The following is a 24,910-nucleotide window of genomic DNA, read 5'->3' as shown; positions in this document are numbered from 1 at the left end:
AAATGATATGAAATGTATATATAAAAATATTCAATTTAACCTCTTTAATGAAACAAGAAATCTTACTATATAGCAAAAAAAGGTAAATTATATGAGATTTTATAAAAATTTGATAATAATAAATACATTATTTATTTCATTTTTTTTAATAAATTTTAAAATATCGGCAACTGAAAGCTATGTGATTTGTGCTAATTCTAATAAATATTGGCATTGGTTATCTGAAGGAAATATAAAAGTACAAGGAAAATGGTTTAAAAAAAAATTAAGTCACATTACTTTTTATAAAATATTTATACTAGATAATGGTGAAGAACAATATAATTTATTAAAAAAAGATTGCATACAACAATTCGGAGAATATTTCCAATATCCACATCCTTCAGACGGCTTATTATCAGCATGGGCTGTCTTTGCAATTGATGTCTCTAATTTAAAAGATGGTTTTATAGATAAAATAAAGTATTATCCTTTATTATAATTCATAATAGAAGCCCATTTTTATTAAAAATATTCTTAATATTAGATTGACTATATGCAATAAATTTTATATCATTCAATTTCAAAATATAATTTTATTTTTCTTAAAATATTTTTTCCCCAAAAAACAAAAGGATTTTAAAAATGAACATTAAGTCTTATTTAAAAATTATTTTTTTAACTTCAATAACTACAACACACATCGTAAGTTATGCTGATGAGGCTTCCATATTTTGCTCAAATAAAAATCGAAATTGGCATTGGCTAAACAATGGTATAACCAAAGTAAAAGGAAAATGGGTGTCATCACAAAATAATCAAAATCAGTATTTTACATACTTTATTTTAGATGGTGGGGAAGAAAAATACTTAAAGTTAAGGGAAATTTGTCAATTTTCTTTTGGAAATGACTATATTTTTCCTCAGCCTGGAAGATTATATGATTATGCTTGGTCGGTTTTTGGAACAAAAGATAAAACTTTTGATGGATATTATAATATTATAAATATTGAAATACCGATTGCTATTGGATTATATTATTAATGCTGATAAGGAAATTCACATTCTTTTTGAATATTTTGAATAGCACCTAAGTTAACAAAATCTTGAAGCAAATTAAACGCTGAAACGCCCGTCAATTCATTTGGATTTAAGGTTTGAGTAGAGCAGTATTTATAAAATATCTTATATTTTTCAAGCCCCCCACTTGCCCAGCCCATAGACCAATCCTTAAAATATCTTTCAAAAATATCTTTAAACATCAATATTTGTAAATTTTTATGCCTATTGTCTTGATGAAGTCGCGAATAAATATGATTTACGTTGTCTCTGGGTCCTTCAATCATTTGCAGATAATAATTATTATTATGAAGTAAGACCCCCGTAATACCAAATTCTCTATTCCTACTAATAGCAGAATTTAATATGGATTTATTAGTTTCTGTTAAATTTATTGTATTTGAATTCACTTGACTAAAATAAATAAGCTGTACCAAAGGCATTTTAGATTCCTCCTGAATGACGAAATCAAGAAAATATTGATATTTAATATTAATGAACAAATATTCATTAAAATATAGTTTATCAAAAAAAATAACAAACTTATTCAAAAAATACTATATAACTTAATTTTTAATGAATGTTAACAATACCAACTAAAAAATACTGTATAATTTTTTAAATTTTATCAACTAAATTATTATTTACAAATAATTTATTGCTCTAAATGATAAAAATTAAAGGATAATTTATTTATAATAAAATTTCACTCTCATTGGTTTTTATAACAGGGGTGTGATTTTTATGTCATTTTTACATTATTATTATTCTAACTGAAGTCGCCCCGAACATGAAGATACAGCATCGTCTGTAGAAATTTCAGCATCGGCAGTTGCCTTACAGCTGAAAACTTTACGAAACTTTTTTTGTTTGCCAATATAAGCTTCCACTGTACAAGTTGTTTCCACAATGCGATCGTTTGAGCCTGGAATTTTGGAACCCACTTTAGCTTTGCAACTCGCTCGTATTTTACGCTTTGAATTTTTCGAATCTTCAGAAACCGATTCATCCATGATTTTAATATTATCGGCTTCTAATAAAGTAATAATATTTTCGCGCAGAGCAGTTGATACCTTGTCCTCATTTGTGACTAAAAGATATTGATCTTTATCACCTTGTTTGGCAACCAATTCAGAAAGTTCTTGAATGGCATTTTCCGAATTCAAATTAGCACACCCTTTATAAACTTTGCATAATTCTAAATCCGCTTCAAAGTTTTCTTGATAATCTGCAAGAAATTTTTTAGAAGATTCTACTTGTTGTGCAAGTATTTCTTCTGTTTTTGCGGTAGAAATAGCCTTATTTAAACTAACTGCTTTCTTAATATTTGTCGTTAATTTTTCATTTAATGATGAAATAAAATTTGCTTTTTCTAATGTAACAACTGTTGAAAATGACGAATTGTTAGGACACCTCTTTAATACTTTAGCTCCTATTAAAATTTCAGATACTACGGATTTAGAGGAAGCTTTTAAAGTTGTTTCTTGATTAGATTCTTCCACAGCAGAAGAAGCTGTTACCTTTTGTCTGATATTACGTGCTAAATCTATTTGTGCATTTTGATCAGATTCTTTTTGCGATGGCCCCGAACCATAACCTACAAACAAAGTAGCATCTGATTTTGATTGCATGTCCGCAAGAGTAGAGCAGGGATCTGTTTGTGCATAAGCAAGGGAATAAGAACTTGATAAGAAAAATATTGTTACAGCAATATTTTTCCGAATACTTGTAAAATACATAACTCACCTTTGGAAATAATTTTTTTATAATTACTTTTATATTATTTTTTTAATATCTAATTTATTACTATTGAATTTCTGATTCATGAAGTGCAGCTTCAGTTGATTTTGGAATTGTAAGATCCGCGCCGCTCTCTTTTTCTTCTTTTGTACCAGAGTCTTTTTTGCCTACGTTATCTATAAAGCTTTTTTGTGCATCGAGTAATTTTTTACGAATTTCTGGATTTCCTCCAGGAGCTCCATTTATTGCATCGCGCATTTGTTTATCTAAAGTTGTTTTATCTATAGAAACTTGAACAGCACACATCAGTTTTTTCACAGGCTTTATTCCAGAATCATCTGCCTCCATGGTTTGTTCCCAGTATGTTGTTGTTACTTTAGCTCCTGAGATATTTCCCTGGGATAAAAATGCTGTTAAGGAAGAAAGAGAAGGATCATTAGAACCATTAAGATCTTCTACATGACCTGAAGTTGTCACTGCATTTTTAATATATTTCATCATTTCGCCCACAGCTTGGGTGCGCGCCATGGAAACACAGGCATCGGGACGAGAAGAACCGCTTAGTGTTACTTTATGAACAAAAATAACATTACTACCCTCTTCCAAGACAATACTTGGATTTAAAACCCACTCAGGAGTTTTTAATGTTTTCGTAGAGTTTGCAATAACCTCTGATTTTACATAATTAGGCGAAGATGTACAACCTACAATTGCTAGGACAGCCAGTGAAGATAATATTAAAAGTTTTTTACTATTCGAATAAATAAATTTACAGTGCATAATTAACCTCAAAATGAAAGTTCTTATAAAGTCAAAACGATTTTAACGATTTTTACTTCTTTTCGCAAATGACTTTCTCATAAATAAGATTTGGCTTTTCCATAATTGAGTTTTGAATAAAATAAACTGTCGTAAAAGTAAAAAAAATTCCTAGGCTTGATATAAATATTCCACCCATAAAACCTAGCCAAAACCACCATTTTTTTATTTCATTTTTTTTATCTTTTTTATTTTTTGAAGTTCGAATGACTTCATTCATAAACCCTTGCGCTTCATGGGGTGAAACAAAAACAGGTATGCTTTTGTCGTGACTATTGAGCCTTATATTATTTTGCGGCGCATTTCCCATGAATCAAACACTCCCGGGTGCGTACTTCCTTCTAATATCAGGAAGAGAATGAAAGAGTTCTCCTGATCGTATGGCTTCTCTCATTTCGTGGGTCAAATCATAAAGAAACTGTAAGTTATGAATCGACATGAGGCGAAAAACCAATAGTTCTTCTGCAACAAAAAGATGACGTAAATAAGCTCTGGAATAATTTTTGCATGTATAGCAAAGGCATTGTGAATCTAAGGGTTCACGACTTGATTTGTGAGCAGAATTTTTAATTTGTATTTTTCCTGTTGGTGCCGCCGAGGATCTCACAAAGACACTTCCATTGCGCGCGTTGCGTGTTGGCATAACGCAATCGAACATATCGATTCCAAGCAAAATGGCATCAATGAGATCGTCGGGAGCACCCACGCCCATAAGGTAACGAGGTTTATTTTCAGGCATCCAAGGTATTGTTGCTGAAAGTAAACGACGCATTTCTCTTTTAGATTCGCCTACAGATAATCCCCCAATAGCGTAACCTTCAAAATCATTCTCAATCAATTGTTTAATACTTTTAACTCGGAGATCACCATACATACCGCCTTGCACAATACCAAATTGAGCACGATTTAATTTCTTACGTGCCTGACGAGCTCTTTTTGCCCAACGCATGGAACGTTCCATACTTGCCAAAGCTTCCGCATGAGTTGCCGGATAAGGAGTACATTCATCGAGTACCATTTGAATATCGGAATCGATATCTTCCTGAATTTCAACAACATTTTCAGGTGTTAAGGTTATTTTTGCGCCATTGATGTGATTGGCGAAAGTGGCACCCTCTTCTGTGATTTTACGAATTTTAGCAAGGCTCATAACTTGAAAACCACCGCTATCTGTTAAAATAGCGCCAGGCCAACGCATAAATTCATGCAAGCCACCAAAATCACGCATTAATTCCATTCCGGGGCGTAAATTCAAATGATACGTATTCCCTAATATAACGCGGTAACCAATAGAATAAACATCTTCAGGAGAAAGAGATTTCACACTTCCCACAGTCCCCACGGGCATAAAAATAGGGGTCTCAAGTTCCACATTTCCAAATTTTAATTTGGTAATACGTGGCCCAACCTGTTCCAGAAGTGATTTCTCATTTTCTCTTGCTATGCCTTTTTCTATTAAAAGGGAAAACTCATTTTCTAAATCATGTGCTTTTAAATTTTCGGTATCATATTTTCCTTTATGAAAATCTAAAGGTAATTGTAATGATTTTATTTTTGTAAATTCGATCAAATTTCGATTAGATAACATGATTAGACATTTGCTCCAAAAACAAGAAGACTAGAATCTCCATAACTAAAAAAACGATACTTTTTTTCTATAGCATGTGTGTAAAAGACTTGCCAGAATTTCACACCCATTAAAGCAGCAACGAGCATAGCAAGAGTACTGCCAGGTTGATGAAAATTTGTGATAATCGCCTTACCAATTAAGGGAATGAATTTATCTTTTTCATCTTTAGGATAAATAAATATTTTAGTTGGTAACCATTTATTAGAATAAGGGGTTAAATAATTTATTAATTTTTTATCACTTCCCATTTTGTATATTGTATTTTGATTTAAATCGGGAAAAGCAAGACGGAAAAAACTTTCAACAGTTCTTAAGGAAGTCGTTCCCACAAATACGATAGGCCAATTATTTTCAATATATTCTGCAATTTTTTCGACTGTATTATGAGAAATATGATAATATTCTTCATGCATTTGATGACTTTCAATATTTTCAGCCATTACTGGTAAAAATGTACCTAATCCAACATGAAGTGTTACGTAAGCAAATTCAATATTTGAATTTTTACATTCCGAAATAATTTCAGGTGTAAAATGAAGACCTGCTGTGGGAGCTGCAGAACTTCCTATTTCATTCATATTAGAATAAATTGTTTGATACCGTTCTTTATCTAAATTTATGTTTGATTTATTTTTATGCGGATCTCTTTTAATATAGGGAGGCAAAGGCATTTCACCATATTGATTCAAAATATCATCTAAAGAAACAGAACCAATAATACTAACTTCAGGAGGTTCTAAATTTGTCACCTTAAATAAGGGCTTTTCTTCTTCAATATCAGCATAAATAACTTCATCTATTTTTAATTTGCTTTTTGGCCTTAAAAGACAGCGATAAGTCTTTTTCGCCCCAGTCTCTAAAAAAAAGACTTCGCCCCGTGCCCCTGTTTTTCTGCGAATACGAACGCGAGCGGGATATACCCGCGAATCATTAGCTATCAATAAAACTTTAGATTGCGTTTTTTTTAATTGAAAAACCTCGTTTAAAACATTAGGAATTTCTTTAAACATTTTATCTTGAATTGATTGATTATTTGAATTGCAAACAAGAAGGCGGCTTTCGCTTCGATTTTCCAGAGGGATTTGAGCAATAAGTTCTTCAGGCAAATCATAGTTAAAAAAATCTGTTTTCACTAATCAACGACCATTCTTTTAAGATGTGAACCAATTCGCGTCACAATTTCATAATTGATGGTTTGAGCCCATTCTGCTAAATTTTCAGCAGTAACCGATTCCGCACCATCCTTTCCAATCAGTGTCGCAACAACTTCATGGGATTCATCGCCTGTTGCTTCGGTTACGTCAACAATTATATGATTCATCATCACTCTCCCCAAAATTTTACAGCGCGTGCCATTCACAAGCACATAGCCTTTATTTGATAAATGTCGGGGATAACCATCAAAATACCCTATAGGAAGCAAAGCGACTCTGAGATCTCTTTCAGCGCGATAGGTACAACCATATCCAATATAAGTTCCCGAATGAATTTTTTTCACACTTTGACTCTTACATTTCCAACTTAATGCCGCTTTTAAATGAGGAAGTTCGGGCAATACTATTTTAGCAGATAACTTAGTTTCACTGGAAGGCCATAAGCCATACAAAGAAATACCCAACCTGACCATATCATTTTGCGAATGAGGAATAATCAAAGTGGAAGCACTTTGCGCAATGTGTTTCTCCAGTTTATACTCCAAACCTAAATTTTCTGTAATAACATCATAAGCTTTATTTAGTTTTCCCATTTGTTCAAAAGCATAGGACTGTTCTGTAACGTCTTCCGTATTTGCAAAGTGAGACATCACACCCTGTACGTGAATGAGCGAAGATAAATTGTGTAAAAAAGAAATTTTTTCAGGCAAATCATCAACTTGAAAACCTTCCCGGGAAAGCCCAGAGTCTATGTGGATATGAGCTCTGAGAGGTCTGTAGCTGTTTCCTCTTGTTTTTTCAGAACGCTTCAAATGCGGAATATAGCTTGGCCAATGATTATCAGATATCACCACTTCAATCACCTTCATGGCACAATGTACAATTTCTTCAGGACTTATTGAGCCTAAAACAATGACTCTTTTTTGCACCAAATCATTTTCTTTTTCATATTTTCTAATTTTAAAAGCATCGAGTGGACTGATCACAAAAATAGCATCTACATAATCATGAATTATTTCAAGACATTGAGAAAAACCGTGCCCATATGCATTCCCCTTTAAAACACCCCCTAAAAGGATATAAGATTCCATTAAATTACGGTAAACACTCACATTATGCGCAAAAGCAGAACGACTGATTTCAACCCATGACGCATGATCTGCAAACTCAGACAAATGCACTGATTCTCCCATAAATACCACTCCTTAACGTAACGCACTTAAAAATAATACTTTAAGCGCATAGGGCATATTAAGAATTATAAGGGTTTTTATTTTTTTGTAACAATCCTATGGAACAAAAACTTTACACCGATAACTCTATTGGAAAAAAGTCGATTTAAGGTTCGAGGTATTATGGATAATGAAAGACTCATAGCTCAAATTTCACAAAGAGAAGATGCGTCTGTCGATAAGGTTGCGAGCCGTAAAATCAAAAGCAGCCCTATGATAGCTCGTATGCAACGAGCTGATGAACTTCGGAAAAAAACAGTAAAAATAGAGGGACTAAATAAGTCAAGATTTTTTAAACTCAAAATCCAAGAAAATTTTGATCGTATTCAAAATACACTTCAATTTGAATACGGTGAAAATATGGAAATATTTTTTAAAAATAACGATTTTGAAATACTTTCTCGTTGGGTTGAAGGTGTTACATTATTTGATGCCAATAAAAAAGAAACCCCACAAAAAATCACAGATGTAAATAGATTAAAAAATAGACTTAGAATGTGGGTACGTATTTTTGAAAACCTCTCTTTTTATCATTCAAAAGGGATTATCCATGGGAATTTAAAACCGCAAAATATCCTCATTCGCGACAGAGCAACAATTGATATTAAGCAAACCTATGAATCTGAATTTTTTGAACGTAAAGAAGAAGTCCCACATATTGTTTTGCTTGATGGTGGTTATTTTCATCTTATTCCTCACAATCATATTGATGAAAATAATGAAGAAAAAATATCTTTATCAAAAAAAATAATTGAAAAGAATTTTTGGATTGCCCCTGAAGCACGCGGATTTATTGAAGGTAATTTTAAAGAAGAATCTGATATTTTTAGCCTTGCTGCTATAATGGCTTGGGATCTTGGAATGATCAAATTAGAGGGACAGAGTGTTCTAAATTCACTTTGGCAGCTCTTTATTTTACCCGAACCAAATTCACTTATTTTAGGAGGAGAATGGGTTAAATGGACAAATCGTCATCCTTTATTTGAATCTATAAAAAGAGTTCGCACAATATTAACGAGATCTTTGCATCCCATTCCTGAAAAAAGATCCTCAAAAGCACGTGAAATTGCATTTGAATTTATGATGATTTCAAATAAACTTTCGGAATCCCCAGAGAATCAAAATATAAGTTCCCTATTCAGTAATTTTCAACCTGAATTTAAAGACAAACATTTCACAAATATTTTGAATAAATCATTCGATATTCCTGAAGTTTTATGTGATTATATTTTTGATAAAAGCAAAATAGAAAACAATCGCCTATGGATCGATGCTTTAACTAATTCCGCGAATAAACATCAACTCATGCGTAGTTTAAATTTAGGAATTAGTTCCATTAACAAATTCTCCTTCTATCATATTGTTAAATTTAGTTCCATCAAAGTCCCCTTTTCAACATTAAACAGCATGTGTGAAAGTCTATTAAATCATACTATCTTTTTAAATCCTATATTTTTACAAGAAATAAAATCATTTTTTTACAATCTTGGCAATCAAATTGAAACACTATTTTATGTTTTACCATCACTAAAAAAATATAGTGAAGATAAAGAAATTCAAAAGAAAAAATTTCAAAATACCTTAATTCAAATTAGACATGAATGGATAAATAGTAATATTGAGAAAATATTTGAAATTATATTATCCTCTTCGAAAATTTCATTTATTATTATTGATGATATTAACCGTTGTGATCATTCATCACTTCCCATCATTTTAAATATTATAAAAAAACATTCTAGCTCTATAAAATGGATTATTGGAACACGATCTGAAGAAGAAATTGAAAATGAAGAATCAAAAAAACTAATGCACCTGTTAAAACATCAAGATATCGTATTTACAAATTTAAGAGAAGATAAAACTCGCTTTCAATGGGTCACAAAATTAAATAATCTCGAAAGTCAGCAAGCAAGATTTCTCTCTACATGGGCCATGGTCGATTTACAAATAAATACAGATATTATTGAGCTATTAAGTAGTAAAGTACCTGCCATTCAAGAAATTTTTTCAGAAAAGTATCATGAAGGTAAAGAAAATATTATAAATTTGAATGAGGAAGCAGAAGATCTAATTAAATTTGATGATACTCCCATTCAAGAAAATGCGCCCATTTCTGAAGAAGACGAAGATGAAGATAAAAAGAAAAAAGATCCTCTACATATGGCTTATGAGGCATTAAATGTTGCCATTAAAATAGGACTTGTTTCAGAAAACAGAGACATATTAACTGGTCATTTAATATGCTACTACTGGGAAAACCAATTTATTTGGCTCAGTCTTTCATTGCTTTTAAATAAAGAAACAAAAGCAAAAATTTATTATATTCTATCTGGTTATATGTGTAATAGCATAGGAGAAAAAAATACTTTGAGCGAAATTATTCATATATCGGAATATTTATCTCGTTCAAATTTAAAACAATGCGCTTATAGTGCGTACACAGCACTTATTATTGCAACTGAAGAACTGTGTGATAATACATCTGCGGAATTTATCATTTCAAAACTTCAAATGCTAAGTGAAAATATTGAAAAAGAATGTCAAGAAGAAGCTCCTCTGCTTGTCCCTAAAATTAGAGAACATATTGCTGATTTATCTTTATCTCTTGGAAAAATTGAGCAAGCTGAAAAATATTATCAGGCTGTTAATTGGAATACACAAGATTTGAAAAGAAAAGCTATTTTATCGATGAAAAGTTTCTTCCCTTCGCAAATTCGCAAAAGAGAAAAAAGAACCGCCGAATTTATCAAATTAACAGAATTAGGAATGCAATCTGGAATATTATCTAAAGTAAATTATGAATCAAAAATTTCATATAAAAATGAAATTGAAAATGAAATTTACAAAATACAAAAAAAACTTGCAGAACAAGATTCTTTTAGCAGTGAGGAAGAATCTAAAAATACTCAATTGCTTTTAAAAAATATCATTAACATAGAAAATAATAATACAGATAAAAGTGATAGAACTCAATTTTTTCCTAAAATGAAACCCGTAAGAGGCAGTGTTATTTCAAGATTTCTCCGAACATGCATAGGATGGATTGACAATAATATTTTATTCCCTCACATTTTAAATGTGCTTCGCTTTACAATTGAAAATAACGATGGTGAAAGTACTATTCATCTTTTATTTTCTCTTCTTCTTTGTGGAGAAAGAAATATTTCCCATAAAGATAGAGCTCTTATCTTAGAAACTATTTTAGACTTATCAGGAAGAGTTTCAAGTGATTTAAGTATATTTGAAGCCTATCTATTAAAAGCATGGAATGCTTTATTCTACGATGGAAATTTTGTAGAATGTAAAAAGAATATTGATAAAATTAATTCCTCTGTATCAGGTGATTTGCCTACAAGCATAAAACAGTGTGCTAAAAAAATTCAAATGTTTGTTGAGTTTGAAAATTTATCCTTTGATGCAGTTAAAAATCACTCGTCCCACATTCAAAAATATTTAAAACGGATGTCAGACTATAAATTAACAAATTGGAGCATTGGTTATGCTATCTTTTCCCTACAACCCATTCAAGCACATCTGAAAAAGACAGTGGGGGATGAGCTTTTTATAGGCAACATTCTTGATGAAAAGACAGATCAAATTTTACTCTACACTCATTTTCTCTTCGAAAAAGGACATGCCCATGCGGCCTCCATCATCTCTCAAGAAGCAAAAGACAATGAAATTAGACAATGGTTTGCCGATCCCTCTTCTCATATCGAATACGTACCAGAAAAGTTTTCTCAAAAAATATTAGAGTATGAATCCTTAAGAAACAGTATTTTTGGCTCACCCCAAAAAACAGGAAATACAAAATTTGTCGCTTCTATTAAAACCTTTGCCAAAGTCCTTTCAAAAAAGAAGCACGACGCATTAAAATATTGGGGCGAAGACAAAGCAATTGTCTATAATATCCGCATTGATAAGGCGAGCACCCAGGACTCTGAAAAGCTACATACACTTGCACAAAATGCTGTAAGAGCTGGCTTTCATTGGACTGCTTACCGTCTTGCCCATAAAGCAAGAGCCGATTTAGATATTATTATCAATGAAATTAGAGATATAGAGAGTTCTTTTAAAATTACAAATCCCAAAGAAGCAGCCAAAATGCTTACAACGCACCAGGTGGAAAGTATTCCCCAAAGCACGTTATCTGAACGGGTTGCGAGAAATTATGAAAATGTCGATTTTAACCCAGAACAAGGCATAGCCATTAACTATGTACTTGAATTTCTTCATAATTTTCAGAATAATATCCAAAATTCTGAAATATCAGATGAAGAACGTATTATTTTATCTATGATGATTAAAAAATCTGTCCCTAGGGAAAGCGATATTGTTGAATCAACCCTCGCTGGAGCTCTTAGAGCATTCTCTAAGAGGCTAACATTAAAGATGAATTCATCAAAAAACGAACCCCCTCAGCAAGCTGAAACAAACAAAGTTGATGAAGAAAATAAAGCACAATCTGACCAAACTGAATTAAAGCGCACAGGATAGCTATTGACATAGACAAATGTCTCTATTATGAAGGTGGGACGTTTTGTTACGTGATGTGATGCGGGGAAAAACTCTCAAGTTTATCACATTCGTTTATTTTAGACTAAAATGTGTAATGTGGTTCACAGTAGAATAACTACTTGAAATTACAAATGAGGATATCCTAGTATGCCAACTCCAAAGATGAAAGTTTCGCGTTCACGCCGTAATATGCGCCGTGCCCATGATGCGCTTACCGCTTTAAACCTTTCCAAGTGCTCAAATTGCGCTTCCCCAAGACTCCCACACTCTGTGTGCGAATCATGCGGATTCTACAAAGGCCGCTTTATAGCTAAAAATATTTTAAGAAACGACCTTTTAGCAGTTCTTCGCTAACTTGTGTGTTTTAAAAATAAAAAAAGGGAGCTTTTCAAGAGCTCCCTTTTTTTATTCCCTTAAGGATTTTTTAATTATTCCCTACCCCATACTTCAACACTGAAATCGGCATACGGAACATGAGAGGGATTAGCAATGTAGCCCATTTCATTACCACCGCAATTATTATCAAAATTATTTTGAACAGTACCTATTAATACTTCATATCCAGCGTGTAATCCATTAAATATGACGGGATCAAAACCTTTATACCAAGATTTATTGCACATAATATCAAATCTTATTTTTGTATCTTCAATGATCTTATTATCAATTGTTTTTAATCTAAAATATAAGCTCGAAAACTTTCCACTATCAATAATATTTCTAAAATCCAAAAAGTCCTCAGAAGAACGATGATTTTGTCCCATCAAAGGAAAACTACTAGAACGAATTTTAGCAACAATAGTGCCAATATTTGGTTTTAGGAAAGCATCATCATAAGTCAATATCATACTACTTAATTTAAATTTCGAAGTATCAAAACAATCGCTGCTATTTTTATGACATTCTTTGGAAAAGTTTTGCAAAGTTTCAACATTTAATTGCGATTTATTAGATATATCCTCGAGATTTCTTTTTTCATCTAAAGCTAAATTTTTTGATTCTAATAAAGAATTTGCAATTAAATAATTTTCTACTTGCTTTGCTATAGCCTGATTTACAGTGGCTTTCATTTTCCCATACGCTATAGAATCATTGTAATCAGAAACCCAAGGAAAACTAAGCTGTCTACCCGCATTATCTTCAACACTTAATTCATCATATGGTACGGTATGCGATGATTCAATTGACCATTTCTCAGGCTTGCTGGCATCCAATTGATTATAAAAATCTTCCCCTACATATTGATTTAATTTTTCAAGAACTCCTTGGCATTCCTTAATATTACTCAATTCACATTTGTTTTTTAGATTAAGAATTTTTGTAAGTTCAGCTGGCTTGCCCCCATTCTGCACAGCATATAATGTCAAATGCACACCTTTTTTTACTTCCTCATTTAAATAATTCACATTTGCATTAACCCCCGGTTTTCCACCAACAGATAATATATTTTGTGCAACCCCAAGTTTTTGCTCTACTGAATTTAATATTTTTTGTGAATCAAAGTTTAATTTTAAGGTAATTAAAATTTTTGCAGACAACCTTTGCTGCGTAATGATTTCATCGCCACATTTTTTCATAAAATTGTATTTATCAACTAACACACCATTGGCATCAAATAAGGAATTCAAAGAAGGTTTCAGTCGTATTTTACTATCTTTTTCTTTTGTGATTTTTGCATCACCTAATCTTACATAAACAGAATAGGTCGTGGAGCGACTGAGCCTAGAGACAGAAGCCTCACGAGCATATTTTAATTCAGGAGCAATCTCAAAACCTTTAACAGGCACCGACGCAGAAACTCCAATATTTAAGACATTTCTAAAATCTACTTCTTTCATATTATCAGATAAGTTAACAACACTTTTTTCTATATTTTTAGGATAATAAATATTGTCATTTTCAAAGCAAGATTCCGTAAAAGTATAACCCATTTTATTAAAGCCCTGTAAAAGAGATACCGATGTGGTTTCTCCATTAGGAATGGAAGTCTTTATAGAATTTGCTTGACTCAAATTTTTATTTATTGTGCTTTTAGTTATATTATTTGATAAATTATTAGTATTTTTTCCACAAGATAACATGGCTGTTGATAATATTGTAAAGATGGGCAGCAATGTAGCAAAGCGTCTCATGTTGAACCTCTAGATATTTATAAATGTTGACTGACCGAACAAGTAATTTTTGAATGATAAATTTTAATTGTAAAAAATCAAGCTAAATAATTGTAAAAAATAATTTTGTTAGAAATATTATGAATTAGGTAATCTATATAATTAAATTTTCATTGAAATAAATAGGTATCATATTTTACATATTATTATAATATCATTTTTATAAATTAAATGAAAATAGACATATCATTAAATTAGGGTAAGTTATTTTTTATCTAAAGATAAATATTTTGCTATTTTATAATTTTTACAAAATAGCAATTATAAATTAATATTAAATAAGTTTTATACCTGAAATCAACTCATCAATATTAAGTATAGAACCCTTATTTTTATTTTTTTCGCTTAATAATTGAAAAATAACTTCACCTTTTAAATGTTTTACTGCCTTGGGTGTGATTATTTTTAAATCAGCAGGAATGCTTTTATCCTTAAATTCAAGTGTAAATAGAGTATTCCCCAATGCATCATAAAATTGCATATCACCGTTATGAGAAGTCGATACTTTTGTAATTCCTTTTGCATCACTATAGTCTGGCAAATCAATAACAACGAAGGAATTATTTTCTTCTTTTATATCTTTAATACGAATTTCAGCAGGATTTCTATTTTTAGAATTTGATTGAGAAAGAGTTATTTTATATATGTCTTCGCCTTCTCCACCATCCAAGTCTAAAATATTTGTTTGTTCGGATAAATCTAATGAAGCAAAAATAATATCATTGCCCTTTCCTGTTTTTATATAATCATTGCCACCATTGCTCATAATTATATTATCTTCATCATTTCCAACTATTATATCTGAATTTGGTGTTCCATAAATATTTTTTATATGTTTTAAATTATCTTTATTATCGACTCGTATGCCATAATCAGTTTGTATATTTTGATGAATATCAACTAAATCTTTTCTTTCAACACGACTTCCAGAATTTATCATAATATTAGAAATCCAAGTTATATTTGTATCTATTTTTTCAGGGTCATAATTTAATATATAACCATTTTTCGAAGCTATAACAGGATAATTATGATTATTTTCTTTAATAATTCCAAAAAAGTTTTTTACTTTAGCAATTTTAATATGGTCATTTCGATTTAAATCTCTAATTTTTAAAAGTTCTTCAGAATTAGAGACTATCCAAAGATCTTGATTTTCTCGATAAACTCCAAGGTGATCTAAATCAGTTAAAATAAGATCTTTATCTTCTTTATCTGAACTATAAAAGGGCTCCAGAGAACTATTTTTCTCAAAAATATTAATAATATCATAATTCTCATTTGAATTTAGAAAATCATTTTTATTTACAATATAAGTATCTGCACCTGTTCCACCAATGAGTTCATCTATGCCTTCACCCCCAGCTAATACATCATTCCCAGCACCACCAAATAACTTATCGTTACCTTTGTTACCATAAATAAAATCATCACGAGCCGTTCCTATGTAAAAATCAGGAAATGGAGAACCAATAAAATGAGTCACATCTTCAATTTCAGGAAGTCTTTTACTTTCAAAAATATTTTGCTCTTTGACTAAAGCATTAAATGCAACTTGATAAGCCATATTTTCAACTAATTTGCTATCTTTATGAATTTGCGAAGCATGCTGTTTTACAAAAATATAATTTTGATTTTCATCCAATTTATTGTCGTCTAATTCTAAAGATTGCAATGAAATGGTATTAACACCTTCTCTTCCAGAAATTTTATTTGGAAAATTATTTGCTGATGCTATTAAATTTCTTACTTCAAAATAATCATCATAATTAGCACCTTTCAATTGATATCCATATTGCCCTTTATTAATAACAAAAAAGTTCTTAAAATTTTCTTCGCCATTTATATAAGAAATAGCTTGACCATGTTTGTATTGATCGTCAATTCCAACATGAATTAAATTAGCATAATGAGATTTTTTTACATTTGATGAGATTGCATCATTTGAATGATAAACCTGCATTGGTGCAAATTCCTTAAAGGAATTAAAATCACAATAACGCGTATCGTCATAAAATGTATGGGAAGTACCCCAAGATAAATAACTTGTTGGAACTTCATTTTTTTTATATTTTTTTAAATCCAATTTATTTGAGTTTTGAGTTAAAAATTGCTTATGTCCTTGAAAAAAAGACTGATTTAATGCATTTTCGGGATATACATTATGACTTTGACATTGATGAATTTTTTCAGCTAGCAATTGCCCACCTTTCGATGAAGTGCTACAGCCTCCGATATTACAATGACCAATTGTAGATTCTCGAATTTCATAGGGATAGTAATAACTTATTTTAGGAGCAATAACTTTTGTAAAATAAAAATTATTTTTTTGTGAATCTTTATTAAATTCAGTTATACTTTCTTTTATTTGATTTTCCTTTGCCCTTACCTTTGTAGCATAAGCAACTCCAGGAACATTACTATGATCGAACTGCATGCCAAAAGTCATAAGACTAAAAGCGCCTAAAGTGGCTGTTGTTTTTTCATCCACACCCAATTCTGTTAAATTTTCATGTAACCTTACTGTTGAATAAATGCTTTGTGCCGACATTAATATAAATCCTGCTGCTGCCCCAATAGGACCCGCCATGGTCGTCATCGGCATAAATCCAATGGTAGCGAAGGAAACACCCGCAGATGCTGCAGCAATGCCGCCTGAAACTTCTAAATCTTGCTTTCTTTTGCCCGTTGCCTTCGAAGCTTCTGCTAAGTCATCGACCGCCTGCCAAATACTAAATCCTGCTGTTGCCAGATTAAGAGCAACCTGTGCTCCTGCAAGATTCCGATATAATTTGGCATGAGATTGTAAAAGTTGAGGCCCACGAATGACATCTACAATTAAATCACCATGGTCAAAGATCATTTCTATACTATCACGTGAAGCACGAAGATGATCTCCTTCACCCGACATTCGTGCAATGCTTTGAATACGTGCAGGTGTGTAAAGAATATTCATTCCCACATTGACGCTATTTATGCCATTGACAACGCGATTTGTAATGGTTGAAATTGTTTGCTTTCGATTCGAAGACGGTTTTTCAATATGAAATAATTTTTCAGTATAATCGTATAATTCAAGCTGCTGTGGAATGGTATGTAGAACGGGGCGTAGTGTTTCTTGTCTCGAAATTTGCCCAAAAATTCCGTCAAATATTTTTTTAAGGGGAGTGCGGAGATCGCTTCCAAATTTCGCTTTCATAGGTGTTTCATCGATAGGAGAATAAAAAATTGTTTTTAAAATATCACCAAATGCCAGTTTTTTATCCTCAGAAAGCTTATTAAAATTCTTTAAATCATCTAAAAACTTTTCCCTATCAAAAAAGAAAATAATTTTTTCATTGGTCATTCCTGTTGCTACAAATTTATTTATTTTTGTTTCGGCAGGTCTTAAAAAATCGGGCAAATAATAATTGCGATATATTTTAGCAATTGATTTAATTCCAGAAAAAATACTTTCTTTTGAGGCAATATCAACGGAACCAATTTTCTCAACTTGGATATAATCATGAGCTTTTTCTAAAATTCCTTTGTCTAATAAAGAACCATCACCCTTCACAATTCTCGATACAATTTTTTGCTCAAGTTGTTCGCTGACACCTAATATATCTGTATAATCAAAAATATATTTAATTTCACGAGCGAGATCGGATGGAGTTAACTGTGACAGATCACTGACAGTATCAATTTCAGGCATAGCTAGTGGAGCCGTTATTTTTTTATCGACAGCACTTTTCACATAACTTAAATGCTGGATCATATAACGATGAAATAATATATTAGAATTCTTATTTTTCAGATTTTTATTATCGAGTAAATATTGTTTCGCTTCAATTAAAAAATTATGATTTATTTTTCTTAAAACAGGATTATCCTTTGGAAATATAGAGTCTAATGCCTTTAAATAAAATACATGATAAGCAGCCCCGGTTAAAAACCCCTTTCTTGTTTTTTGAATTAAATCTTCAATATCCATTTTTGGATGTCGTTCTAATTTAGTATAAAGTTTATGCCACACACGCACAGCAGCTCTTTTTTGCGACAAATCATTTAATAATGAGATGCGATAAACAATTCGCTCCAGAGGATTGGTTTTATTTTCATCGGGATTATCTAAATCATATTCTCCTGAAATGATTTTATGTTCTTCAGAGCCTTCTTCAGGATCCTCAAATTCATATTTATTTTCAATGATTTTATCAAATGCCTGTCCAAAAGCCACGCCAAAAATAGTGGCTCCTGCACCGCTCAGAGTAAGTGGCACATTGGATATACCGTAAGGTCCTCCTACAAGCATGGCTAATTGCCCCGCAGTCAAGGAAATTGTACCTACTGTTTTAAATCCGGTTAAAACCTGTAAACGTTTATAAAAATTATTTAATATTTTCTTAGTTTCTACCATTTCCGGTTTTGCATTTTTATTCTCATCAAATACAGGACTGTTATTGACAAGTTGGATCCAATCTTGAATGGAGTGCATTTCTTTAATATCATAGGCCACATTTACCAATCCGCCCAAGACCATATGCATTTGTCCCGCAGCTAATAATCCATTACCTAAAGTTTCAAGAAAAGATGCAAACTCAAATTTTCCCAAATTTATAGCTGCGTTTCTTGAAGAAAACGATTCTAATAATTTTAACAAAGCTCTACTTTCAAAAGCGAGCATCCCTCGGTACATAGAAATTAATCCACTTTCCGTTAAGGAACCTGGTAAGTGTGATTCATAATATGACTTTAATGAATTTTCTTGCGTTTCTTTAAATCTCTTTAATTGCATTAATAAATCTAATGATTTATTATCGTTTACATTAAAAGAATCAATTGTGTTATTTTTAGATAAATTAACAAGTGCTATTTTTATTTTTTCAGGAACATTATTTAATGATATAGTTAAATTATCCCCCTGATATTTTAATTTGCTTTGCTGATCTCTCATAAATTGTGCCGTCTCTGAAAGAACATTTGCCTCTGAAGAATTTATGAGCTTTGCTATTTTCTTCATTACATTTATCTTGAAATTAGAATTATCAATACTTAATTTTATCAAATCATCGGGAATTTTTTGATTTTCATCAATAATACTTTTAATTGTTTCTTTAATTTCTAGTTCTTGCTCATAACTTTCTAAGAGCAGATTTTTTAATTCTACTTTAAGCTCTTGATGCTGCTCCGTAGCTCCTTCGACCCCACTTCCCACAAAAAAGATAAAAGCAGGGTAAAATAGTGTTCCTTGAATTAAATACACAAGTTGCTTGGAGAGTTGCGAACTCTCTAATGCCGTTGCAAGATCGTCAAAACCATCCAATATAAAAGCATTTCCTGCCTTAAGAGGGGAAAGTTTAGTCGCTGTCTTAGGATCTTTACCTCGAATAATATGAAAAAGAGTTGTTATTTTATCCATTTGTTTTAAATGATAAGCATTTAATAATGTCTTTTCTAATGAAGCTATATCATTAAATTTTAGAATAGAATCAAGCCAGTCGGCAGTGAGTTCAAATTTATATTTATGATCGTTTAATATATGCTTAATTTTAACATGATAACTTTTTTCAATTTCTGTAATTTTTGTAAAATTAGACTTTAAATGATTATATATTTTTGATTGCAAAGCAGAATTAAGTTGTTCCAATGTATCAAATACTTTTGTACCCTCTGGATAAAAAGTTGCTGAAAGGCGCCATGTTTCTTTTGGTACATTTTTGTTCTCGCTTTCATCATTTTCTTCTTGATTAGATATATTCTCATTATTTTTTTTAATTCGCTGAATTTTTACGTCATACTCTTTATAAGTCTCTTCTAAATACTTAGCTTTATCATGACGAGAGACTATATCATCATAATTTATAAATAAATTTTGTAACTTTCCATATTCCTTTTCAACATTCCTTATCTCAGAAGATGACATGGCCACATTTGAATCATATGTGAGCGAAGATTTTGTTGACAAATAATTGTTATCATTTGAACTTGCAGAATTATTCTTAATATTTTTGGAGCATCCCGTTTGAAATGCAATTGCAGAAATGGTGAATATTGAAATAAGTTTAATTGTTTTTTTCATCTACTTTATTTCCTTGAAATTACTATGGAATAATTTGATACTGAGATTCATTCTCAAATTAAACTTGTTCTATAAAATGAATTTCAAAAAAGCAAATAATTTCTCACTCACCCCGATTCTATACTTTCACCATGTCATGAAGCGGGCGATAACATAATTACTAAATAATATTTTATATTATTGATATTAAAAATATAATAATAACAAATTTTAATTTTTAATAAAAATTGTTAAATATTTAAATTTTAATTTTTTTTCTAATATTGCTCGCTTTTTAAAGGAAACTATCGATCTTTTTTATACCATAACTTTTTTATAAGAAAAATCTATTGATTTATATTTTATTAAAATATACTCTTGCCAAATAATAAATTAATTTAAATAAAGGATATTTTTATGAAAAAAATAAAGATATTAATGTCTTGTATGATTTTTTTTATTTTAAATTCTATATTTATAAATTCCTATTCTCAAGAATACACTTATGTTTTTTGTAGTGATAATCGAGATAATTGGAAGTGGTTACTTGATGCAAATGGAAATTATATAATAATTAAAGGAAAGTGGGAGAGGTTTCACGTCGAGGGTATTTTTTTTACTTATTTTATTCCCGATGATCCTTTAAATAAAATTTTTTATTTATCACGAAAATGTGTTAATGACTTTGGTATTCATTATGAAACACCATACCCCGCTAATAATATAACTAGCAGATGGAGTTTATTTGCTTTAAATAATAATCATTTTTACCAAGGTAAAATCGCTATTGATTATAAAATTGGTCGCAGTACTTATACTAAATTATTTAGAATACATAGTGATTATTATAACAATAAATATTCAATTGAGAATTTCAATAAAAGCTTTATTACATTAAACTCAATATTAAATAGAATAAAAATTAACTTTTTATTAAAAGATGGTGCATAAAATGAAATATAAATTAATTTTATTTATGTTATTTGCATTACCAAATATTTTATTAAATATAAGCATATACTCCCTTGATAAAACATACATAATATGCGTGGATACAAAAAGAAACTGGTACTGGCTTCAAGATAATAATAAAAAATATGTTGAAGTAAATGGGATTTGGAATAAATGGGATTCAATTAAAGAAAATCCACGAGCAGTATATAATTTTAAATTTTCCTATTTTTTAATTAATGAAGAACAAAATTTCATTTCAAAAACTATTCAAATGTGCAAAAGAAATTTTGGCAGAGAATATTTCATAGTCCAACCTGCAAATTATTCAATTTCAAATTGGTCTCTATTTGCAATAAATACAGACCTGTTTATAGGGGGATTTGTTGATGTATTAAAAAATGTAAAGACTAAAAATAACGGATATAATAAGCATTTATATTCCCAAAAAAGTCTTTATTTTCTAGGAAATGACAAGATGACCAATTTTTTAAACTCAAATATTGTATATGATTTAATCTTTAAAAATTTCTATTAAATTTTTTCACATTTAAAAAAAGGGGAGAAAATATGAAATATTTTTACAATTTAATTTTCATTATTTTGTTTTTTAGTAAAAATGCTATGAGTTCAGTTGAAACAAGTGTTATTTGTGCGGATAAAGATAAAAATTGGCAGTGGCTATCTAATGGAAATCAGAGGGTAAGTGGGATATGGGGAATAGCGCAAACAAATCATTTTTATTCATATTATTATTTTTTACCTGAAGGTGGTATTGATAAAATTAAAGAACTTAAGAATGAATGCATACAACAGTTTGGAATAAATTTTATATATCCACAACCTAGTGATCATTATTTTCAAAACTGGTCTGTATTTGCTACAGATAAAAAAAATATATACCCGGGTCATGTATCCTTTTTATCTAGTAATTATCGCTTCATAATTTTTTAGTATTGTTAAATTGCTGGTCAAAATTCTATAAAATATAATTAAATTTTTAAAAACAGATACGATGAAAATTAGAATTTACCTTTTGATCACACCCAAAGCAGTTTGGTTTGGAAGCAGTATAGTTTCAGGTAACATGATTGTCCCAGGATTTGTGACAGAATTACAGCCCGTTTGCGCTCTGTTACCAAGAATAGCTCCGAATTTTTTTAAACCTGTATCTAATTTTTTATTATCTAAAGCCAAAATAATATTTTTGTGATTTATTTTTAAATTAGCAAGCTTTGTTCCTGCTCCTAAATTACAATCATAACCTAAAATAGAATCTCCAATATAATTAAAATGGGCAGCCTTTGCAAAAGGTAGCAAAATAGAACCTTTGCATTCAGTCGTATGACCAACAACAGCTCCCTCACCCACATAAACAGATCCACGAATGTAAGCTCCATGACGCACGACAGCATGAGGACCAATAAACGCAGGACCCGCAATAAAAGCACCGGGTTCCACTACAGCCCCTTGGCAAATAACAATCTGATCTTTATTCTCAAAATATGCATAATCACTCACATTTCCATTAATTCTATGATTTTTATCAACCGAATTAACCAATCTTTCAATAAATTGCGTAAGTGTTTTTCCTAAGACGCGCCATGGAAACTCGGCTTCTTGCAAAAATAAACATAAATCATGAGCAATTTTTAGTTCTTCTGATCTTTTGAGCTCAAAAAGCACTTCATTTGTTACAAATTTAGATTCAATTGAGATGCGGTTCATGAATTTTCTCCCTTGAAAGGCATTGTTACTTTCAATTCAAGTTAAAAGCAAAGCGAGATTCATAACTTTCACATGAATTGAAGCAAATTACACTTAAGAGATTCACTTTTTATCCGAAATAATATATGATGCATGAATTTTAAGCATGCCTCTGTTATAAATTCTGCTCAAAAGCGAGAATTAAAATGTTCGATAAAAATGATTTTAAAGAAAAGTTTCGGAAGTGGACAGAATTAAACCCCAATGCCAGTTATGAAGAAGCAAAATTACTTTGCGACATTCTCATCCCCATTAATGCTAAGGAACAATATTACTGGCTTGAAGAGCAGTCTATTGCTTGGTTTCTTTGGAAAAAAGAAACGCGTGCCAAAACACAGCAATTCTCGATTCAATTTGAAAATGAAGATGAAATTGCAAATAGTTATTTTGATCAGAAAAAAATTATGTGAAATTTTTTTACGCACGCAAGATATTTTTTCTCATTTTGGTTAAATATGTTTTTGCCTTAGAATTAATTTGAGTAAAATCGTAGTGAGAAGTATCCCATTCTTTTGAAAAAGCTTCTTTTAAATGTTTAAAAGCCATTCCTTCGGCCTCAATATAAAGCTTGTCATTGACCCCTGTAAATCGATTTCCAGTAAAAACAGCATCACAGATATCATGTAAATTCTGCCAATTATTATTTATTTTTTGTTCTTTACTGTCTTCATTCCAATGCATAAGACACAAAAATCTATCTATTTCTCCAAGCATTTCTACTTCAAGTAAGCTGACAGAAGAGTTTAATTGAACTGTGTCTATAAGAATTTTAAAATGACTTATTTCTTCAGAAACCACTGCTAAACTATTTAAGGAAATAATTTTATTGCATTCAAAGTCTTGCATTATATCTTTACCAAATTGTATTCCAATAAATAATTCATCTTCATTAGGATTTTCTTCAAATAAAATTTGCCCACAATTATCTGGTAGAGAATTTGAGACTGGCAAAACAAAATTTTCTAAGGATTCACACTCAGTAAAATTATAGTATTTAGATATTATTTTTAGAATATTTTCACATGTTAAAACAATTTTATTTGTTTTAATATTATTTGTCATTGCTATTGAACCTTACGATTTGAACCTTTTATAGGGTTCACCCCTCTCGAGTAAAGTTCTTTTTCTAGTTTTGGACTGGCTGTATTTAACCACGCATCGTAAATACTCAAAATAGTTCTTTCGTTACCTTGCTGTGAAGTCTGTTCGGAAATATCAAGTAAAATATCTACGGCTTTTAAAAAGCTTTTACTCATTTCAGAATAAATACGAGACATTGTACTCTGATATGTTGATTTTCCTCTTAGTAAATTCGAAAGCTCTCCATATGCCGATTCACCCATATTTACGTAGTAACGAATGTTAAAACTTTTTCGATTGAAATATTCTTGAAAAAATCCTGAAAAATAGAGTGATGTGTCGGCAAGTTTTTTATAAAGTGCGATTTTTTCCGCGAAGGGACTTTCTAAGGCTTTTTTAAGGATCAAGGCTAAGCAGTCCTCATTGTCATCTGATTCTGCCGTCCTTAAATAAGCACATAAAAGATTAACTATATAAAACTCAACATTTTCAGAGAGTTTTAAGTTTTGACGTTCTTGCGCCTCAACAACCATTTCATGAAAAAACTGCTTAGGATTGACTTCCGTCATCCAAAGCGCATTCAAGTCTTGCTTGGAGCCCATGCTCGCCTCCAATAACCCATTGAAATGACTATATTTTATTATAGTATAAGTCCTTTCAATAGTCAAATTTACTTCTTTCCTATATGTCGTCAAAATAAAGAAACAGATAAAGTATTTTTATTTTTTCTTTCTCTTGATTGTGTAGCGTTATATGTTAAGCCTCTG

20 protein-coding genes are annotated in these 24,910 nt (G+C 30.8%); 8 read left to right on the top strand and 12 right to left on the bottom strand.

Annotation, left to right across the window (positions count from 1 at the left end; translation table 11 throughout):
* The first annotated feature begins 91 nt into the window (after positions 1-91).
* Positions 92-481, top strand: a complete 390-nt coding sequence (locus AXG55_RS03935; protein WP_148696830.1) for a hypothetical protein — start codon at positions 92-94, stop codon at positions 479-481.
* Between the two features lie 143 nt (positions 482-624).
* Entirely contained in the window at positions 625-1,023 is a 399-nt protein-coding gene (locus tag AXG55_RS03930; protein ID WP_148696829.1) for a hypothetical protein, read from the top strand.
* Here AXG55_RS03930 and AXG55_RS03925 read toward each other — a convergent pair.
* From AXG55_RS03925 to alr, 7 genes are all read right to left on the bottom strand, one after another.
* On the bottom strand, positions 1,020-1,481 hold the full coding sequence (locus tag AXG55_RS03925) for a BLUF domain-containing protein (RefSeq protein WP_148696828.1): 462 nt from the start codon (positions 1,479-1,481) through the stop codon (positions 1,020-1,022). The two genes, AXG55_RS03930 and AXG55_RS03925, sit on opposite strands and share 4 nt — an antisense overlap.
* A 321-nt stretch (positions 1,482-1,802) precedes the next feature.
* Positions 1,803-2,777 carry an LPP20 family lipoprotein gene (locus AXG55_RS03920; protein ID WP_148696827.1) on the bottom strand — a complete coding sequence of 325 codons (975 nt, stop codon included), beginning with the start codon at positions 2,775-2,777 and terminating at the stop codon, positions 1,803-1,805.
* Positions 2,778-2,844: 67 nt separating this feature from the next.
* Positions 2,845-3,558 (bottom strand): hypothetical protein, encoded by a 714-nt coding sequence (locus AXG55_RS03915; RefSeq protein WP_148696826.1) that lies wholly within the window; start codon positions 3,556-3,558, stop codon positions 2,845-2,847.
* Between the two features lie 52 nt (positions 3,559-3,610).
* Positions 3,611-3,907: a hypothetical protein gene (locus tag AXG55_RS03910; protein ID WP_148696825.1), complete on the bottom strand. Its 297-nt coding sequence runs from the start codon at positions 3,905-3,907 to the stop codon at positions 3,611-3,613.
* Positions 3,908-3,910: 3 nt separating this feature from the next.
* Positions 3,911-5,185: a tRNA guanosine(34) transglycosylase Tgt gene (gene tgt / locus AXG55_RS03905; RefSeq protein WP_148696824.1), complete on the bottom strand. Its 1,275-nt coding sequence runs from the start codon at positions 5,183-5,185 to the stop codon at positions 3,911-3,913.
* A 2-nt stretch (positions 5,186-5,187) separates the two neighbouring features.
* Entirely contained in the window at positions 5,188-6,360 is a 1,173-nt protein-coding gene (queA, locus tag AXG55_RS03900; protein ID WP_148696823.1) for a tRNA preQ1(34) S-adenosylmethionine ribosyltransferase-isomerase QueA, read from the bottom strand.
* Positions 6,360-7,574, bottom strand: coding sequence for an alanine racemase (alr, locus tag AXG55_RS03895; RefSeq protein ID WP_148696822.1), 1,215 nt, complete (start codon positions 7,572-7,574; stop codon positions 6,360-6,362). Before alr ends, queA begins: the two co-directional genes overlap by 1 nt.
* A 162-nt stretch (positions 7,575-7,736) precedes the next feature.
* Between alr and AXG55_RS03890 the strand changes: the two genes are divergently transcribed.
* Together AXG55_RS03890 and rpmF are read left to right on the top strand one after the other, a co-directional pair.
* Complete coding sequence (locus AXG55_RS03890) at positions 7,737-12,113, top strand: protein kinase family protein (RefSeq protein ID WP_148696821.1); 4,377 nt, start codon at positions 7,737-7,739, stop codon at positions 12,111-12,113.
* Between the two features lie 168 nt (positions 12,114-12,281).
* Positions 12,282-12,488 (top strand): 50S ribosomal protein L32, encoded by a 207-nt coding sequence (gene rpmF, locus AXG55_RS03885; RefSeq protein WP_148696820.1) that lies wholly within the window; start codon positions 12,282-12,284, stop codon positions 12,486-12,488.
* A gap of 74 nt (positions 12,489-12,562) precedes the next feature.
* Here the strand turns inward: rpmF and AXG55_RS03880 are convergent, their stop codons facing one another.
* Together AXG55_RS03880 and AXG55_RS03875 are read right to left on the bottom strand one after the other, a co-directional pair.
* The gene (locus AXG55_RS03880; protein ID WP_148696819.1) at positions 12,563-14,266 is read right to left on the bottom strand and encodes a hypothetical protein; all 1,704 of its coding nucleotides are present in this window, start codon (positions 14,264-14,266) and stop codon (positions 12,563-12,565) included.
* Between the two features lie 313 nt (positions 14,267-14,579).
* A complete protein-coding gene (locus tag AXG55_RS03875; RefSeq protein WP_148696818.1) occupies positions 14,580-20,366 on the bottom strand; it encodes a calcium-binding protein in 5,787 nt (1,928 codons plus the stop codon).
* 396 nt (positions 20,367-20,762) lie between these two features.
* Between AXG55_RS03875 and AXG55_RS03870 the strand changes: the two genes are divergently transcribed.
* Genes AXG55_RS03870 through AXG55_RS03860 form a run of 3 tightly spaced genes read left to right on the top strand, consistent with a single transcriptional unit; the run spans position 20,763 to position 22,250 of the window.
* A complete protein-coding gene (locus AXG55_RS03870; protein WP_148696817.1) occupies positions 20,763-21,296 on the top strand; it encodes a hypothetical protein in 534 nt (177 codons plus the stop codon).
* Position 21,297: 1 nt separating this feature from the next.
* Positions 21,298-21,834, top strand: a complete 537-nt coding sequence (locus AXG55_RS03865) for a hypothetical protein (RefSeq protein ID WP_148696816.1) — start codon at positions 21,298-21,300, stop codon at positions 21,832-21,834.
* Positions 21,835-21,866: 32 nt separating this feature from the next.
* Positions 21,867-22,250, top strand: coding sequence for a hypothetical protein (locus tag AXG55_RS03860; protein WP_148696815.1), 384 nt, complete (start codon positions 21,867-21,869; stop codon positions 22,248-22,250).
* A 75-nt stretch (positions 22,251-22,325) separates the two neighbouring features.
* Here the strand turns inward: AXG55_RS03860 and AXG55_RS03855 are convergent, their stop codons facing one another.
* On the bottom strand, positions 22,326-23,024 hold the full coding sequence (locus AXG55_RS03855; protein WP_148696814.1) for an LbetaH domain-containing protein: 699 nt from the start codon (positions 23,022-23,024) through the stop codon (positions 22,326-22,328).
* 185 nt (positions 23,025-23,209) lie between these two features.
* Here AXG55_RS03855 and AXG55_RS03850 point away from each other — a divergent pair, with 185 nt between their 5' ends.
* Positions 23,210-23,473: a hypothetical protein gene (locus AXG55_RS03850; protein ID WP_148696813.1), complete on the top strand. Its 264-nt coding sequence runs from the start codon at positions 23,210-23,212 to the stop codon at positions 23,471-23,473.
* Positions 23,474-23,480: 7 nt separating this feature from the next.
* Here AXG55_RS03850 and AXG55_RS03845 read toward each other — a convergent pair whose 3' ends face one another.
* Both AXG55_RS03845 and AXG55_RS03840 read right to left on the bottom strand, forming a co-directional pair.
* A complete protein-coding gene (locus AXG55_RS03845) occupies positions 23,481-24,125 on the bottom strand; it encodes a hypothetical protein (protein ID WP_148696812.1) in 645 nt (214 codons plus the stop codon).
* Positions 24,126-24,127: 2 nt separating this feature from the next.
* A complete protein-coding gene (locus AXG55_RS03840; protein WP_148696811.1) occupies positions 24,128-24,745 on the bottom strand; it encodes a hypothetical protein in 618 nt (205 codons plus the stop codon).
* Between the last annotated feature and the right edge of the window lie 165 nt (positions 24,746-24,910).

The sequence above is a fragment of the Silvanigrella aquatica genome (assembly GCF_001907975.1).
Lineage (GTDB): Bacteria > Bdellovibrionota_B > Oligoflexia > Silvanigrellales > Silvanigrellaceae > Silvanigrella > Silvanigrella aquatica.
Note: the sequence above shows the minus strand (reverse complement) of the source record. Positions and strands in the feature narration are given on the sequence as shown.

Coding starts and splice junctions, on each gene's coding strand:
- tgt (WP_148696824.1), bottom strand. CDS start 5,185: ATGTTATCTAATCGAAATTTGATCGAATTTACAAAAATAAAATCATTA.
- AXG55_RS03880 (WP_148696819.1), bottom strand. CDS start 14,266: ATGAGACGCTTTGCTACATTGCTGCCCATCTTTACAATATTATCAACA.
- AXG55_RS03890 (WP_148696821.1), top strand. CDS start 7,737: ATGGATAATGAAAGACTCATAGCTCAAATTTCACAAAGAGAAGATGCG.
- AXG55_RS03845 (WP_148696812.1), bottom strand. CDS start 24,125: ATGACAAATAATATTAAAACAAATAAAATTGTTTTAACATGTGAAAAT.
- AXG55_RS03850 (WP_148696813.1), top strand. CDS start 23,210: ATGTTCGATAAAAATGATTTTAAAGAAAAGTTTCGGAAGTGGACAGAA.
- AXG55_RS03875 (WP_148696818.1), bottom strand. CDS start 20,366: ATGAAAAAAACAATTAAACTTATTTCAATATTCACCATTTCTGCAATT.
- AXG55_RS03910 (WP_148696825.1), bottom strand. CDS start 3,907: ATGGGAAATGCGCCGCAAAATAATATAAGGCTCAATAGTCACGACAAA.
- AXG55_RS03915 (WP_148696826.1), bottom strand. CDS start 3,558: ATGCACTGTAAATTTATTTATTCGAATAGTAAAAAACTTTTAATATTA.
- AXG55_RS03935 (WP_148696830.1), top strand. CDS start 92: ATGAGATTTTATAAAAATTTGATAATAATAAATACATTATTTATTTCA.
- AXG55_RS03855 (WP_148696814.1), bottom strand. CDS start 23,024: ATGAACCGCATCTCAATTGAATCTAAATTTGTAACAAATGAAGTGCTT.
- AXG55_RS03865 (WP_148696816.1), top strand. CDS start 21,298: ATGAAATATAAATTAATTTTATTTATGTTATTTGCATTACCAAATATT.
- AXG55_RS03870 (WP_148696817.1), top strand. CDS start 20,763: ATGAAAAAAATAAAGATATTAATGTCTTGTATGATTTTTTTTATTTTA.
- alr (WP_148696822.1), bottom strand. CDS start 7,574: ATGGGAGAATCAGTGCATTTGTCTGAGTTTGCAGATCATGCGTCATGG.
- rpmF (WP_148696820.1), top strand. CDS start 12,282: ATGCCAACTCCAAAGATGAAAGTTTCGCGTTCACGCCGTAATATGCGC.
- AXG55_RS03920 (WP_148696827.1), bottom strand. CDS start 2,777: ATGTATTTTACAAGTATTCGGAAAAATATTGCTGTAACAATATTTTTC.
- AXG55_RS03860 (WP_148696815.1), top strand. CDS start 21,867: ATGAAATATTTTTACAATTTAATTTTCATTATTTTGTTTTTTAGTAAA.
- AXG55_RS03930 (WP_148696829.1), top strand. CDS start 625: ATGAACATTAAGTCTTATTTAAAAATTATTTTTTTAACTTCAATAACT.
- AXG55_RS03840 (WP_148696811.1), bottom strand. CDS start 24,745: ATGGGCTCCAAGCAAGACTTGAATGCGCTTTGGATGACGGAAGTCAAT.
- AXG55_RS03925 (WP_148696828.1), bottom strand. CDS start 1,481: ATGCCTTTGGTACAGCTTATTTATTTTAGTCAAGTGAATTCAAATACA.